At 66.9% G+C, this 15,832-nt stretch carries 11 protein-coding genes and 3 pseudogenes; 6 read left to right on the forward strand and 8 right to left on the reverse strand.

Annotated features, from left to right (window positions below):
• Nucleotides 1-54: 54 nt before the first annotated feature.
• From ACZ49J_RS34790 to ACZ49J_RS34800, 3 genes and pseudogenes are all read right to left on the reverse strand, one after another.
• A pseudogene (locus tag ACZ49J_RS34790) lies at nt 55-3,274 on the reverse strand (efflux RND transporter permease subunit).
• A 193-nt stretch (nt 3,275-3,467) separates the two neighbouring features.
• Complete coding sequence (locus ACZ49J_RS34795; RefSeq protein ID WP_467454527.1) at nt 3,468-4,142, reverse strand: response regulator; 675 nt, start codon at nt 4,140-4,142, stop codon at nt 3,468-3,470.
• Nucleotides 4,139-4,996, reverse strand: coding sequence for a sensor histidine kinase (locus ACZ49J_RS34800; RefSeq protein ID WP_467454528.1), 858 nt, complete (start codon nt 4,994-4,996; stop codon nt 4,139-4,141). Before ACZ49J_RS34800 ends, ACZ49J_RS34795 begins: the two co-directional genes overlap by 4 nt.
• Before the next feature lie 513 nt (nt 4,997-5,509).
• Here ACZ49J_RS34800 and ACZ49J_RS34805 point away from each other — a divergent pair.
• From ACZ49J_RS34805 to ACZ49J_RS34825, 5 genes and pseudogenes are all read left to right on the forward strand, one after another.
• Nucleotides 5,510-6,124, forward strand: coding sequence for a TetR family transcriptional regulator (locus ACZ49J_RS34805; RefSeq protein ID WP_467454529.1), 615 nt, complete (start codon nt 5,510-5,512; stop codon nt 6,122-6,124).
• Nucleotides 6,125-6,169: 45 nt separating this feature from the next.
• On the forward strand, nt 6,170-7,777 hold the full coding sequence (locus ACZ49J_RS34810; protein WP_467454530.1) for an MDR family MFS transporter: 1,608 nt from the start codon (nt 6,170-6,172) through the stop codon (nt 7,775-7,777).
• An 82-nt stretch (nt 7,778-7,859) separates the two neighbouring features.
• Nucleotides 7,860-8,202: pseudogene (locus ACZ49J_RS34815) on the forward strand (transposase); the annotation flags it as partial.
• Between the two features lie 603 nt (nt 8,203-8,805).
• Nucleotides 8,806-9,027, forward strand: a complete 222-nt coding sequence (locus ACZ49J_RS34820) for a transposase (protein WP_467454532.1) — start codon at nt 8,806-8,808, stop codon at nt 9,025-9,027.
• Between the two features lie 489 nt (nt 9,028-9,516).
• On the forward strand, nt 9,517-10,326 hold the full coding sequence (locus ACZ49J_RS34825) for a maleylpyruvate isomerase family mycothiol-dependent enzyme (RefSeq protein WP_467454534.1): 810 nt from the start codon (nt 9,517-9,519) through the stop codon (nt 10,324-10,326).
• Nucleotides 10,327-10,462: 136 nt separating this feature from the next.
• Here ACZ49J_RS34825 and ACZ49J_RS34830 read toward each other — a convergent pair whose 3' ends face one another.
• Together ACZ49J_RS34830 and ACZ49J_RS34835 are read right to left on the reverse strand one after the other, a co-directional pair.
• Nucleotides 10,463-10,939: a hypothetical protein gene (locus ACZ49J_RS34830; protein WP_467454535.1), complete on the reverse strand. Its 477-nt coding sequence runs from the start codon at nt 10,937-10,939 to the stop codon at nt 10,463-10,465.
• 54 nt (nt 10,940-10,993) lie between these two features.
• On the reverse strand, nt 10,994-12,253 hold the full coding sequence (locus tag ACZ49J_RS34835) for a cytochrome P450 (RefSeq protein WP_467454536.1): 1,260 nt from the start codon (nt 12,251-12,253) through the stop codon (nt 10,994-10,996).
• A 222-nt stretch (nt 12,254-12,475) separates the two neighbouring features.
• Between ACZ49J_RS34835 and ACZ49J_RS34840 the strand changes: the two are divergent.
• Nucleotides 12,476-12,601: pseudogene (locus tag ACZ49J_RS34840) on the forward strand (transposase); the annotation flags it as partial.
• Nucleotides 12,602-12,770: 169 nt separating this feature from the next.
• Here ACZ49J_RS34840 and ACZ49J_RS34845 read toward each other — a convergent pair.
• The 3 genes from ACZ49J_RS34845 to ACZ49J_RS34855 form a co-directional block, all read right to left on the reverse strand.
• Nucleotides 12,771-13,121, reverse strand: coding sequence for a transposase (locus tag ACZ49J_RS34845; protein WP_467454537.1), 351 nt, complete (start codon nt 13,119-13,121; stop codon nt 12,771-12,773).
• Complete coding sequence (locus ACZ49J_RS34850; RefSeq protein WP_467454538.1) at nt 13,102-14,274, reverse strand: transposase; 1,173 nt, start codon at nt 14,272-14,274, stop codon at nt 13,102-13,104. The genes ACZ49J_RS34845 and ACZ49J_RS34850 overlap by 20 nt, the downstream gene beginning before the upstream one ends.
• A gap of 229 nt (nt 14,275-14,503) precedes the next feature.
• Nucleotides 14,504-15,739, reverse strand: a complete 1,236-nt coding sequence (locus ACZ49J_RS34855) for an MFS transporter (protein ID WP_467454539.1) — start codon at nt 15,737-15,739, stop codon at nt 14,504-14,506.
• Nucleotides 15,740-15,832: the final 93 nt, after the last annotated feature.

Consider the following 15,832-nt stretch of genomic DNA (forward strand, 5'->3'; position numbering starts at 1 on the left):
GTGTGCGGGTGGCCGATTGAGCCCCCGCACACACGACCTCTTCTTCTTGAGCTCCTACGGCTGCGGCTGCAGCGTGGAGTTCTCCTGTGCCGTTGGCGCGGGCTTTCGCGCGGCCCGGCGGGCACGGCGTTGTGTGCGGCGCTCGCGGCGGGTCTCGACCATTGTGTAGAGGGTCGGGATGAGCACCAGGGTAAGCCGGGTGGAGCTGAAGAGGCCACCGATGACCACCACGGCGAGCGGCCTGGAGATGAAGCCGCCCGAGTTGGTGATGCCGAGGGCCATGGGCAGGAGCGCGAAGATGGTCGCCAACGCGGTCATCAAGATCGGGCGGAGCCGGCGTCGTCCGCCCTCGCGCAGGCCTCCTGGATGCTCATGCCCTGGGCTCGGTACTGATTGACGAGGTCCATCAGCACAATGGCGTTGGTGACCACGATCCCGATGAGCATCAGCATGCCGATCAGCGCCGCCACGCCCAGCGGAGTGTTGGTGATGCGCAGCAGGGCGAACGCACCCGTGAAGGCGAATGGGATGGAGGCCAGCAGCACCAGGGTCTGGCGGATGCTGCGGAAGACTCCGACCAACAGCAGGAAGACGATCGCGATCGCGGCCAGGATGGCCAAGCCGAGTTGGCTGAAGGCACTGCCCTGCCTGGCTGTCACGCCCCCCATCTCGTACGTCACGCCGGACGGCAGGTCGAGCTTGTCGATCGCCTGCTGCACCTTCGCACTGGCAGTGCCTGTGCTGTCTCCGGCCGGGGTGGCGGTGACAGCGGCGTCACCGGAACCATCGACGCGCTGGCGCTTGGTGGGTGCCTGGGTCTGCGTGACCGTGGCGACCTTGTCGAGCCGGACCTCCCCGTGAGATGTCGAGATCTTCAGCGCCTCAAGGCCGCTGACACTGTTCGGTGCGGTGGAGGTGGTCTTGACGAGCACGTCGCGCGCCGAGCCGTCGACGGTCTGCGTGACGGTGTTGCCTTGCACAGCCTCGCTCACGGCTGAGGCAATGCTCGTGTCGGTCAGTCCGTACGAGGCAGCTTCCTCACCCTTGGCCCGGACGCTGATCTGTGGTGACTGCGTGGAGAGATCGCTGCTGACGTCGGTGACCTCTTTGAGGCCCTTGAGCGCGTTCTCGATCTTGTCGGTGGCGGTCTTGAGGTTCGCGTCGTCGTCGGACTTCACATCGACCTGGATGGAGTTGTTGGACCCGAAGCCGCTGTTGGATCCGACCGTCAGGTCGCCGGCGCCCTTGAGGGCGTGGAACCTGTCCCGCAGTGTGTCCTCGCCTGCCGACGAATCAGCCCCGTCCTTGACGGCGATGCTGTACGAGGCGCTGTTGGCGCTGCTGCCGCCGCCCATGACGGCGAAGCCGCCCGAGGAGCCGATGGTGACCTGGTAGGAGTCGACCCCGTCGACAGCGGAGATGACCTTCTCAACCTTCTTGGCCGCGGCGTCGGTAGCCTGCAAGCTGCTGCCTTCGGGCAGGGTCTGGGTAACGCTCACGGAGTTCGAGCCGGAGTCGCCGAGGAAGCTCGTCTTGAGGCCTGCAGTCAGGCTGAACGTGAAGACGAGCAGGGCGGCCGCGATGCCCAGGACGGATTTGCGGTGGCAACGGCCCAGTCGATGACGGGGACGTACGCCCGTTGCAGGGTGCCGCTTCGTTCCTCCTCCTCGACCTTCCTGCGGAACTCCTCGGGGTCGGCGGCCTCGGCTTCCTTCGGTGGCTTGAGGAACCAGTAGGCGAGCGCGGGCACGATAGTGAGCGAGACAAGCAGGGATGCCAGCATCGCCGCCACGACGGTGATCGAGAACGGTCCGAACAACTCCCCGACCAGGCCGCTGACCAGGGCTATGGGCACGAACACCGCCACCGTGGTGAGAGTGGAGAGAGTGACCGCGGTGGATACCTCGCGCACCGCCGTCAGGATGGCGGTGCGCTTGTCCTCGCCGTAGCCGAGGTGGCGTTTGATGTTCTCCAGGACCACGATCGAGTCGTCGACGACCCGGCCGACCGCCAGGGTCAGGCCTCCGAGAGTGAGGACGTTGAGCGAGTAGTCCTTCGTCCACAGCGCGATCAGCGCGATGAGCAGGGACAACGGGATCGAGACGGCCGTGACCAGGGTGGAGCGGACGGAGCGCAGGAAGACGACGATCACGACGACCGCCATCAGCAGACCGAGCAGGCCCTCCTCGAACAGGCCGACGACGGCCTGCCGAACCTGCGGGCCGTTGTCGGAGACCACGGTTATCCGCGAATCGTGGCCGAGGTCCTTCTCCAGGCCGGACAGCTTCCCGCGGACGTCCTGGGAGATGGACGACGAACTGCCGTCCTGGTCCATCGTGATTGCTACGCCGAGGCTCTCCTTGCCGTTGGTCCTGGTAAGCGTGGTGGCGTCGGAGTCCTTGAGCTCGACCGTGGCTACGTCCCCGAGCTGCACCGGGCTGGAGGAACCGGAACCCGTGGAACCCGTGGTCGAGGACGTGCCTGCCGCGGCGCCGCCGGGACCACTCGCCCCCGAGGCGCTGCCGGCGCCGGTCTCCGCGCTCAACCACAGGTCCTTGACCTGCTGTACGGAGGTCAGGGCACCGCCGATCTGGATGCTGAGCGACTTCTTGTCGGAGTTCACGGATCCGCCGGGCAAGGTGGAGCCGTTCGACGTCAGCGCGCTCTTGATCGACTGGACGGTCAGGCCGGCGTCCTGAGGTTTGCCGGAGTCCGGGGTGATGACGACATTCCGGTCGCGTTCACCGGTGACCGTGACTTGGTTGACCCCGTCGACGGCCTTCAGCTCCGGGACAACCTTGTCCTCGAGCACCTTCGCCAGGTCCTGCTGATCCTCGTCGGAGGTGACGGCCAGCGTCATGGTCGGTTGGTCGTCACTGCTGCCCTTCTGGACCTCGGGGTCGACGTTGTCGGGCAGGCTCGCGGAGCTCTTCGAGAGCGCCTGCTGGACGTCGTTCGCCTTGGTGTCGACATCAGCGTCGTAGTCGAACTGCAGCTGGACGGAGGCCGAGCCCTGCCTCGACGTGGAGGTCACCGTCTCGACTCCGTCGACGCTCTTGACGGCGTCCTCGATCGGCTTGACGACCTGGTCCTCCACCACCTGCGGCGAGGCTCCCGCATAGGTGGCGGTCACGGTGACCGCGGGGAAGGAGATGTTGGGGATCGGCTGCTGTTTGAGGGACGAGGCGGCGTACGCTCCGAAGGCAACGACGATGATCGTGATCAATGTGGCCAACTTGCGGTTGGCCAGACTGCCCCGAGACAGCCAGGACATCGAGACAGGTCTCATTTCTGGGAATGGACGGAGTCGTGACAGTCGCCTCATGGCCGAATCCTGGCCTCCGGCGACCTGCCCCAGCCTCTCTCGCGTCCGGTCGCCCGGTCATCAGCCGCCCGCGGTGCTTCGCGCCTACCGCGGGCGCGTTATGCATACAGCCGCCTACCGCGTTCGGGGGCCGGACGCGGTATCAGAGCATGTCGCCCGGCTGCACCAATCCGCTCTCGTAGGCGATCGTCACAAGCTGCGCCCGCTCACTGACACCGATCTTGGTCATGGCCCGGTTGACATGCGTCTTGACGGTGTGTCGGCTCAATTGCAGTCGCTCGGAGATGTCGTCATTGGTCAGGCCGCTCGCCACCAGGACCAACGTCTCGCGCTCTCGTGGCGTGAGTTCCGCCAAGCGCTCAGTCTCCTTCGCCCAGTTGCGCGGGGCGTGAGCCTGGAAACGGGCCATGAGGGCGGCCGTTGCCGCTGCTGACAGCATGGGCTCGCCGGCCGCGACGGTCTCGATCGCCGCCAGCAGGTCCTCGGGGTCGGCGCCCTTGCCGATGAAACCCCTCGCTCCCGCCCGGACCGCCTCCGCAACGTACTCGTCGATCTCGAACGTGGTCAGGACCAGCACCTTCACTTCGCCGAGGGCGGGATCAGCTGCGATGGTCCGAGTGGCTTCGATGCCGTCGGTTCCGGGCATCCGGATGTCCATGAGGACCACGTCCGCGCCCTGAGCCCGTACGAGCTCGACCGCCTCGGCACCGTCCGCTGCCTCGCCGGCCACCTCCATGCCCGGAGTGTTGTCGACAAGCCGTCTGAGCATGCCGCGCAGCAGCGCCTGATCGTCCGCCAGCAGGACCCGGATCGTCATCGGGCGCCCTCGTTCCTCACTCGTTCGCGTTCCGTGCTCTGCGCGCTGCTCAACGGCAACCATGCCTCCACGACGAATCCGCCGCCGGGGCGTGGGCCGATCGCCGTGCTTCCCCCCACTGCGGCGGCTCGCTCGCGCATGCTGATCAGGCCGCGACCCGTGCTGTCGCCTTCGCTCTGGGGCCGTAGAGGGTCACCGTCGTTCTCCACGGTGACGTGCAGCACGTCGTGGCTGTAGCGCAGCCGTACCCCGGCAGCGTCCACGCCCGCGTGCTTGCGCACGTTGGTCAGCGCTTCCTGCACGATCCGATAGGCCGCCACATCCACCGCAGACGGTGTCGCCCGTTCCGGTCCGTCACGGTCCACGTCCACGCGCAGGCCGGCTCGGTCGAAAGAGATCACGAGATCCTCCAGCCGAACGAGTCCTGGGCTCGGTTCGCGTGGCGCCACCGCGTCCCCGGGTTGGCTCAGGAGTCCCACGATGGAACGCAGCTCGCCGAGCGCGCCCTTCGAACCGTCCCTGATGGCCTCAAGGAGCTCGGCCATCTGAACCGGATCGTTCCCTCCGACATGGACGCCGATCCCAGCCTGGGCGTTGATCAGCGTGAGTTCGTGCGCGACGACGTCGTGAAGTTCTCTGGCGATCCGCATTCGTTCACCGGCCACGCAGCGGGCGGCCTCCTCCTCGCGCGTCCGTTCGGCTCGTTCTGCCCTTTCCTCAAGGGCCCGGACGTAGGCGCGGCGGTTACGGACCGAGTCGCCGACGACTGTGGCCAGCCCCATCCACGCGACGGCTCCCACGCGCTGTGGCCCCGGCAACGGGCCTGGCTGGAAGAACGCGGCCGCCAGGGCCATGGCGGTCACCGTGAGGACAGCAGCGGTCCATGCCTGACGCCGACCGGAGTGCAGCGGGACCGCGTACAGGGCGACCATGAGCGGCGGCAGCGCGGGAAAGAACGGGCCCCACAGGCCTGGTAGGCCACGGACAACCCGGAGACCGTCACAAGCACGCCGAGTGCACTGCGACCTCGGGCCGGCAACGCGATGCTCGCCAGACAGGCGAAAGCAATGTCCAGCAGGCTGGGCCACCGGGGAAAGCGGGTGGGATCGCCGCACGCGGTCACCAAAGATGCCATGGCCACGTACCCGACGAGGCGCGCCTCTCCCGGTCGGCTACGGACCGCCGCGCGACCAAGCTGACCGATCGTTCGCATGCGGACAGCGTAGGCAGCGCCACGACAGCGGCTCGTCACCCAGCTGCGGCATCCGTCTCTACTGCGGTGGCGGTATGCCCGGCAGCCCGGGCGAGCCATGAGCTTCACATCTTGCATAGTCCGCAAAGTTTGCAGAGTATGCAAGAATTGCGGCATGGCATCCCCAGGTGAAGGTCTGCGCGACCGACGGCGCCGCGAGACACGGCGTGAAATCCACACGGCCGCCTTGCGGCTTGTCCGGAAACACGGCTTCGGCAAGGTCACGGTCGACATGATCAGCGCGGAGGCCGGGGTCTCACCCCGCACCTTCTTCAACTACTTCCCGAACAAGGAGGAGGCCCTACTGCTGGGGCCGAAGGAGGTGCCCCCGGCACTGGCCGCGGAGTTTGTCGCGGCCGGCACCGCATCTCCCCGGACCCTGCTCGCGGATGTGACCCAACTGCTCGTGCGGGAGATGACCGACAACCCGCCGGAGCGGGCGCTGATGCACGACGTGTTCGCGCTGGCGGACAGCCATCCCCCCGTACTGGCCGCGATGTTGGCACGTATCGACGGCTTTCAGCGGTCCATCGCCGACGTGGTCGCCCAACGGATGGGGCAGCGGCCTGGCGACGAGGTGCCGAGCATGATCGCCGCCGTCGCACTGACCGCGGTGCGCAGCGGTCTGGAGCGCTGGTCGCGTGCAGTACCGGGAAGCGCCACGGACGACTCTCCGATTCCCTACGTGGAACGCGCCTTGGATCTCCTGCACACCCTGTCGGCCGACTGAGCCCGTCCTTGTGCGACGTTCCCCCATCGAATTGAGGAACCCTTTATGAGTGGACCGACCCCGGCGGAGAAGGAGGAGCAGGGCTCCTCCGGGATTCCGCAACACTTCGGCCTGATATTTGCGGGCCTGATGACCGCGATGCTGCTCGCCACGCTTGACCAGACCATCGTCAGCACCGCGCTGCCGACCATCGTCGGTGAACTGCACGGCGTGAACCACATGGCCTGGGTGACCACCGCGTACATCCTCGCCGCCACCATCGCCATGCCCGTATACGGCCGCCTCGGCGATCTGATGGGCCGCAAGACACTCTTCCTCGGCGCCATCGCTGTCTTCATCGTCGGCTCCGCAACCGCGGGAATGGCGCAGGACATGACCGTTCTGATCATCGGCCGTGCCGTGCAGGGTCTCGGTGGCGGAGGCCTGATGATCACGTCGCAGGCCATCATCGCCGACCTGGTGCCGCCGCGCCAACGCGCCAAGTACATGGCTCCGATGGGCGCCGTCTTCGGGCTGGCCTCGGTCGTCGGGCCGTTGCTCGGCGGCTGGTTCACCGATGGCATCGGCTGGCGCTGGGCCTTCTGGATCAACCTGCCGCTCGGCGCGCTCGCCCTCACGGTCGCAGCGTTCGCGCTGCGCCTACCCCGCCGTAGCACCAGGGTCGCGATCGACTACGTCGGTATCGCGCTGATGGCCGCCGCCGTCACCTGCACCGTGCTCGTCGCCGACTGGGGCGGCACCGACTACGCCTGGACCGACCCGCTCGTCCTCGGCCTCGCCGTCGGCGCCGTCGTGGCCTGGGCCCTGTTTTTGTTCTCCCAGAGCCGCGTGGCTGAACCGATCATCCCGCTGCGGCTGTTCAGTAACCGGATCTTCAGCATCGCCACCCTGCTCGGCATGGTCGTCATCGGTGTCGGGATGTTCGCAGCCATCGGCTACATGCCGACCTACCTGCAGATGGTGTACGGCAAGACCGCGACCGAGTCCGGGCTGCTGCTCATCCCCATGGTCGTCGGCATCATGGCCACTGCCCTCCCGTCGGGCCAGCTGATCAGCAGGACTGGACGCTACAAGATCTACCCGATCCTCGGCACCGCGGTCGTCGGCGTCACCGTACTGCTCATGTCCACGCTCGACACCAGCACCTCGATCGTTGTCGTCTGTGGCTACCTGTTCCTGTTGGGCGCGGGTGTTGGCCTGATCGTGCAGAACCTCGTCTTGGCTGTGCAGAACGCCTTCCCGCCGAGTGACGTCGGCACAGCCACCTCCGCCAACAACTTCTTCCGCGAGATCGGAGCCACCCTGGGCACCGCCGCAGTCGGCGCCCTGTTCACCCACCGCCTGACTGACCAGCTCGCCGATCGACTCTCCACTGCGGACGCCAAGGTGGTGGGGTCCACCGACTCATTGACGCCGACTCTCGTCCACGCTCTGCCGGACAAGGTGCAGAACGCCGTGATCCTTGCCTATCAGCAGGCATTGACCCCGGTTTTCCGATACATGGCGCCGTTGTTCGCCCTGGGCCTCGTACTCGCCTTTCTCCTCCCGGAGAAGAAGCTGGGCGGCAGCAATGGGCCCAAAATGGATCAGGCGACTCCGGGCGGCGGTGACTGCGAGCCCGAGGCTGGAGCAGCGGCCATGACACGGAAATGAAGCTGTAGCGTCCGAGCGGAGTGACCGCGGTGGCGGGATGATGGCCGGATCGGCGTGGGGGCGCGAGCGTGAGGTGATCGAGATGTCGCTGCGTCCACGTCTGCCGGGCGAGGTTCCGGCCCAGACCGCCGAGGTGGCCCGGCTGGCCTTTCCCAAGGGCTGTCTGTGCATGCGGATCCGGGAGGCGCTCGGGCCGCTGTTCGCCGACGAGGACTTGGTGGGAGCTGTTCCCACAACGTGGTCAACCCGCCTGGCCGCCACATCAGTTGGCGCTCGTGTCGGTGCTGCAGTTCGTGGAGGGCCTGTCGGATCGCCAGGCGGCCGCTGCCGTGCGCGGGCGCATCGACTGGAAGTTTCTTCTGTGGCTGGAGTTAACCGATCCCGGGTTCGACCATTCCGTGCCGAGCGAGTTCCCGACCCTCTGGTGGCCGACCGGGCGCCGCGGCGTCTGCTGGAGCTGGTCCTGGAGCGGTTGCACGTACGCGGTGAAGGACGACGAGAGCTGCTGACGGCACACCGCCTCCTGTCCCCGGCTCGCGTCCGCGCGCGGCCGGGCGCCGGCATCAGTGGCCACAACCCAGACACGCAGCCTTCACTCGACACACACGATCCCCAGTTCTCTAGGGGAGCGACTGTGGCGCGAGGCTAGCCAAGAGGGCTCCATGCAGCTCAGCGCCGGTTTCGTTGACGCCAACAGGTGCAACTGGTGTCGTGGTATCGCCAGTTCAGGTGAAGCCCGGCTGCAGCCAGCCCGGACAGGTCCCATTCCTGGTGCGGTAAGAACGTGTGGCGATCTGTCAGCGGTCCTGCACTCACCGTTGGCCCCCGCCTGGGCTGGGGGGCCGGGATGCGGGCACCCGTCACCGATGCTGCGCCGTGCCCAGCTCGTCGGTGTACCGGCCGAGGGCGTCGTGGCAGTGCCGCTTCGTCCAGGACGTCCCACGGGCGCAACGGGCGGGTCGGGGTGTAGATCCGGTGGTGTCGGCGCGGTCGCACCTTCAGGCGCGTGCCGACCGGTTGGACAGTGAGTGACCGACACCCTCGGTCTGCTCCTGGTCGTCGCGGTCACCGCCGCGAACATCGGCGACCGGGGCGCCGCGGCTGGCCTGCTGAGGCGGCTGCGCCGCCTGCACCGCGACGTCACCCTCGTCTGGGCCGACGGCGGCTACACCGGCTCCCTCGTCGGCTGGTGCCCATCCCGCTGGCGCCGACGCCGCCGAAGGGGAGGTCGTCCTGGGCGACATGCATGATGGTGCCGTTGCCGGAGGTCGTACGGTCAAGGACCTTGCGCCGGTCGGGGCCGTTGTCGCGCCCGACTGGTCGCTGTCCGGCTCCACCACCACCCTCGACTGACCGTGAGGGCGGTCAGGCACCTCAACCTACGGGAAACGGCCGACCGACGTCTCGTCCGCCTTCGCCGGACCCTACCCACGGTGCAGCGCAGCCACCTGCTGGGCAACGTCATGGTGCCGGCCGGCACGGGCGGGGCGGCGGTTCACCCAACGGACCGGGCGATTGCCCTGGCCAGCGCTCCAGCACGGAACTCCCGCGTGATCGCCTCGCCAAGGCTCCCTTCTCGTGCAGGAAACCGTGGAGTTCGTTCCTGACCGAGACGGCCCCTTCACTGCCAGAACCTGATCATGAACGCCGTACCCCCGGTAAGTGGTTCCTCAGGTACAGGCGGGAGCGGGGCCGACGGGGCACTGACAGCAGGTCTGAGCACCGACATGATCGCGCTCATGACACCCGAGGATGCCATTGTCGCCACTGCCGACAAGATCGCGGAGCTGCTGCAGGCGGGAGCCGACCCGCACACGCCGCTGCGGGGCGCAGAGTGGACGGTGGGAGAGGCGGCGGCGCACCTCGCGCTGGCAGGGAAGCTGATGGCGGACATCGGGGCGGGCGAGGACCGCCCCTACGGCAATGGGACGCCGAGCGGCCTCGCGGAGGCCAACCGCGCGTCTCTGGCAGTCTTCCCGCAGCGGGATCCGGCGGTCCTCGGCGCGCAGATCGCGGACAGTGCCCGGGCCTTCGTCGCGGCCGCGGCCGGCCGCAGTCCGCGGGAAGCGGTGCTGACGCCGATGGGGCCGATGAACCTGGCCACCCTGGGCTCGTACCTGCTCACGCACCTGCTCGTGCACGGATACGACATCGCGGTCGCGCTGCGGGGGCCCCACATGGTCAACCGGGAAGTGGTCGCGTTCACGCTGCCCTTCATACGACTTGCCATGCCACGTGTAGTGAACGCCGGCGCGGCCGACCACCATGCGTGCTATCTGTTGCGCATCGGCCCCGACCGCTGCGCTGTCACCTTCGCGGACGGCGTGCCCACGGTCACCGACACCCCGCCCCGGCGGCCCGACTGCACGATCGCCATCGACCCCGTCGCCTTCCTCCTCCTCGCCCTGGGCCGCTGGACCGCCCCCACCGCCATGGCCCGCGCCAAGGTAGTCGTCTGGGGCCGCAAACCGTGGCTGGGCCTGCGCTTCCCGATGCTCTTCACAGCGCCATGGACGAGCGAGCAGACTGCCGCCGGACGGCCTCTTTGACGCTTCCCCGGACAAGAACGTGACATGCGGCTACGGGAGGCCGCCGAGGCCGGGAGCATCGCCGCGCTGCTCGACGCGACTGGTGCGGTCTTCGTCGCCGCATTAACGCGCACCGTGGAGGACACACGCCCAGCTCTCAAGCGGGCGGCCAACAACGAGGACACGAGCCCGCCAGCCCATCGAGCAATGACGAACGCTTACCCGCGGCTGATTGCGTTACGCGGTCGCTCGACGTTCGGCCGCGCGGCCGCGCGGCCGCCTGGATCATGTCCGTGACGAGCTGCTCGGTCTCGGTGATCCGCCTATTCGCGACTCTGAGGCGTAACCCGGCGAGGTAGGGCCGACCGCGAACCTCCAGCAGCCCACCGACCGCGATCTGCTCGGATACGTCGATGACGTCGACCCGGAAGCTGTCCGGAGCCTTGGTCATCGCCCGCCACAGGACACCCTCGCCGACAGGGATGACAATGGTGTTCGCGGTCATGCGCACCTGCGGGTCGAGCGGCAACTTTCCAGGCGAGTGGCTGAGCAGCACCTCACAATAGCGATCGGCGTACGACTCGAGACACCTACGCGTACGGTCCGCATCGTGATCCGTCTCGTACGTACCCACCTTGCATTCACCTTTCATCAAGGCTTACGTCGCAAATGGCCTCCGCCTTGTGCGTCACGAATGCTCACGTCGGCCGGGAGTGAAGGCCACCGGCAGGGCTTGGTAGCCGCGCGTGAAGGATGAGCCACTGAACTCACACGTGTCTTCATTTGCGATCCGGTAATCCGGAAGGCGCCGAAGTACCTCCGAAAAACCGACGCGTAGCTCGAGCCGCGCGAGGGGCGCACCGAGACAGCGATGCGTGCCGAAGCCGAACCCGAGGTGCCGATTTGGCTCACGGTCGATGATGCATTTCCCGGCATCCGCGAACTCATTTTCATCGCGATTTGCTGCCGCGTAGTTCACGATGACAGCGTCACCTCGCTTGAAGCCGTACCCGCAGATTTCGACGTCCGCCGTGATGTACCTCGGCAAGCCGTGTACTGAACCCGAATATCGAACGAACTCTTCTACCGCGGCGGGCAGGAGTGCAGGATCCGCGACCAGGCGACTCCGCTCGGTGGGATGATGCGCCAGCCAGTAGTAGGCGGCGGAAAGCGCGTTCGATGTCGTTTCCAGGCTGGCTGCGACCAGCAGTGTCGCGTTGGCCATTCTCTCGCCCACTGTCAGGGGGCGCCCGCCGATCTCGGCATTGAGCAGGTCGTCGACGATGTCATCACGCGGAGATTGGCCCACGCGCTCCTTCAGCACATCAGCGATGAGCTCGAAGACTCTAGCGGCACTTTGGTCTCGCTCCGCCGCGTCCGACGCGAGCAAACTTGCGCCTTGGGCCGCCAGCGCCTCGCCGAGCAGCTCGGCCGGGAAGCCAAGGAACTCAGCGAACAAGATCTCGCTCGGCAGTTTCCATGCAAAATCCGCGAGGTCGCCCTTGCCTTCCTCGATGAACTCGTCGATGAGCCTGTTCGCCACCGCTCGAACTTTTGGCTCGAGCGCGACCATCCGCTCAGGAGTGAAGGACGGACTCAAGACCTTTCGAAGCTCCTTCTGAACCGGCGGATCAGTACTGATGGGCGTCGCACTGTCGTCGACTGGGAGATCCGCCCGGCCCTCGATCTCGGAAATATTATCGAACGCGTTTCGCGGATCGTTCGATACGCGCCGCCAATCCTTCAGAAGCTGGAGGCACTCCGCATAGCCAATCACCTGAAGTGTTTCTTTGAAGCGCCCGCTGAAGTCGAGCTGGTCAGTGGGAACAATAGCGCCGATCGTCCGCATTGCCTCGTAGACCTTGTACACCAGTTCGGGATCGTCAAAGGCGGCGTCGCGAATATCAAAATGCTTAACGTGTTCGTCTATCGACTTCGTCACGTCCATCCACCCTTCCTGTACGCGCTGCCGACGGCAAGAGTCCGCGGCCGCGCTCAAGGTGTACCACCGTGGTGCGGACGCAACGAGTGGAATGAACTCCGGAGTTCTTACCCCTGGTTCAGGGTGATCTGCCCGGCTATAGAGGCCTCCCCTGGTTTCGTCCATGGAGATGGTGTACGGGTTCGACCTGATCCGGGGGTTTGCCCCGGCTTCTGGCTGCCCGTATTCAGCGCACGCCGAGTCGAGAAGCTCGCCGAATCCCTCGGCGTCACGCAGCTGTCGAAGTCGCAGGTCTCGGCGATGGCCCGCCACCTCGACGAACAAGTCGCAGCCTTCCGCAACCGACCGCTGGACCAACCTCGATTCGTCAGCGGCCTGATCGGTCTCGCTGATCCGAAGTCTTGCCCCGGTTTGTCCGACCGGTCGGTGTAGGGGCCATCGCATGACGCTGCGGAGGCGTCGGGTTCCACGGGCCCGAGACGGGGGTTTCCTCTCCTTCCTGGTCTTCGGTGGTGGCCGGCCGTCAGGTGAGGGCTGGAAGCTGAGTGGCCCGCTGCCAGGCGGTGGTGAACGCTGCTGCCCAGGGCCAGGTCCGGTCGAAGTGCAGGGTGCGGCGTCGGACGTGGGCGGTGAGCCGGGCGGGCAGGTGGTAGAGCTTCATACGGATCGTCTCCGGCTCCGCGGCGGCGAGTTCGGGTTCGTCGTGCAGGAGGAGGAGCCGGGTCCATGCGTCGAGGTCGGCGGCGATCGTGGCGGCCAGCACCCACGCGGCATTCATCTGCCAGAACTTCGAGGGCAGCAGTCCGAGGCCGATCCGCTTGATGGCTTTGGCGCGGCCCTCGACCTCGGCGTGATCACGGTAGAGGGCGTCCACGAACCACACCTGCCCGGAACCCGGTACCCCGGAAAGTCCCTGGTGGAGGGGGACGTTCGCGGCGATGATCTGATAGCGCCAGCCGGTGCGTTTCTCGAAGGCGGTCAGCTTCTTCACATCCCGCCACGAGGGCTTGACCCGGCGCACGATCAGACGCATCCCTGCCGGTCCGCTCACGCAGGCCGGTCAGCTCGGCAACCTGGTAGGACAGCCACTCGCCGTCGGGACCTTTGACCTCGTGGACCTCGCCGTCCTGCCGCAGCGCGGCCGTCCACACGTTCTCCGGCAGCAGGGCGATAGCCTGCTCGTCCGTGGCGTTGATGGCCCAGCCGGTCACCCGGCGCACCCGGCGCCGGCTGGTGGTCAGGGTCTGGAGGTGGTCCAGGACGTCGTGGCTGAAGGCCGCGCCGTCGATCCGGATCAGCAGCTTCGACCACAGCGGCAGCGGGAGCTGTGCGAGTGCGGCGGCTAGGACCGTCTTGTGGTCGGCGACGTCGTTGGGCGGCGCGTTTCCGGGCCGCAGCAGCATGGCGACGCACTCGCGGCTGTTGGCCACCCACGCCCCCAGCGGCATGTGGCCGAAGCTTCCCTTGAAGGTGCCCGCCGCGCCTTCCTTCCGGCTGGTGCAGGTGACGATGGTCGCGTCCAGGTCCAGGACGTACCAGCCGGTCAGCTTTCGGCCGCACACCGAGATCCAGGGGAAGCCGCCGGGGCGCAGGGCGAACAGCGTCCACACCACGCGGCGGATCGCGGCGCGGGCGCGTTCCACCCTGGCCGCGACCGGGGCGTCCATCGCGGCCAGGGCGCGGCGCAGGGTGCTGTCCGAGACCGGCCCGCCCCGAACACCGGCCGCCAGTGGTACTGGAGTTGCTCGGCCTCCAGGATGTTCGTCGCGCCGAGCACGATCGCACAGGCCAGCTGGCCCAGCGCCATGCCCCGATCCCGCCAGCCCGGCCCGGTGCCCCTTCGGCAACGCCGCGCTCAGCGCGGCGGCCAGGCCGGCGCGGTCGGCGACCTTCCGCAGCAGCACCACGCCCGCGTGGCCGACCAGGTTCTTGCCGTCGGCCCGCACGGCAAGCAGCAGCATCGCGAGATGCCCGGCAGTCTCCCTGCGGACATCCAGGACAGCGGTGCAGGTGATACTGGACGGCACGTGAAGCCTCTGGCTGTACGGAACGTGATCTTGGCAGGCCCGTTCCTACCAGGGGCTTCACACGTGTCTGACGCCGGGGCACCATCCCGCGCACGCACAGGCGATCAGCACCGCAACCATCACGTTGCTGAGACGACCTCATTGAGCGCCATCCCGAACTCCTCACCGGATTCCTGGCCGGGACCGGCCTCGAACTCGCCACACCCGTATCAAAGCCCGTACTCAAAGATCAGTACACGGCTGGGTTTGACGTGGTAGCCGGCGGATCGCTGACCGCAGGCACCTCGGGGGTGGAGACGCCGTAGGTGTAGGGCTTCAAGGTTGTCATCAGCAACAGGGCGATGACTGTGACGCCCAGGGCGATCGAGATCGGGAGCGTGTAGCTTCCTGTCGCGTCGAATCCGATACCGATCAGCACGGAGCCGAGGCCCGCTGCCACTATGTTCAGTCCCGCACTGACGCCGTAGATCTCGGCGGAGGTCCGCAGACCGAAGTAACGGGTGATCAGGTACGGCAGGAGCATGGCGACGGTCGCCATCCCGGTACCCACCAGGATGACGCCGAGGAGCTGAAGGACGAACGTGGTACCGGAGACCAGGAGCAGAGTCAGCCCGAGGACGGGTAGGAGGTAAAACGCGGTCGCGGTTCGGGGAGAGGCAGCACGGTCGGCGACGTACCCGCTCAGGAGCACACCGACCACGACGGACAGGGCCAGAATCGACGCCAGGGTCGTCGCGGTCCCCTCAGAGGTGCCGCGTCCCGTCATCCAGTTCACCAGCACCGTCTGCGCGCCGACCAGGGCTCCAGTCGCCAGAGCGTCGGCCCCTGCGATGGTCCAGAAGATCCGGGAGCGGAAGGCCTGCTTGGCGGGGACTCCCGACTCGGCCGTGTTGGCCGCCTTCTCCACCTCAACCAGTGCCACTTCCGCCGCGTCGACAGGCTTGGTCCGCACGAGGAAGAACGCGGCACTGCCACCGCATACAAGAGCGGCCAGCGCGAACACTTCGTAGGCGGTGCGCCAGCCGTAGTCAGCGATGAGCAAACGAGATATTTGCGCGACAATGGACTGCGCCAACTGCGGCGCGGCAGCGATCACCATGCCGAGGAAAAGCGCGCGGCTTGTGCTGTACCAGGACGCCACGACCCGCATAGCCACCACCGGGCCGGCGAGGGCCCCGCTTATACCTATGGCCACCGCGGACAGCCAATAGACGGCTCCGGTAGATTTCATCGTCGACAGCCCGAAGAGGCCCAGTGCGAAGAACGCGACCCCGACACACAGAGGAGTCTTCACGCCGATCCGGTCGATGATGCGCCCGGCTACGGGGCTCATGACCGCCATCACGATCTGCGAAAACGTAAAAATCAGCGTAAAGCCCGCTGTTGCCCACCCCAGGGATTCGGATACAGGCTTGAGGAAGACCGAGAAGGACCCCGCGAATATCCCTCCCATACTGAAGGCCATGCAAAGGAATATACCAACCGTCGCGGCTATACGAGCGTTTCGTGACATGCCGCCTCCTGTCTTTGCGTCCCTATGTTCCGGTAGTTCGGTTTC

It is taken from the genome of Streptomyces sp. NPDC030840 (genome assembly GCF_055572015.1).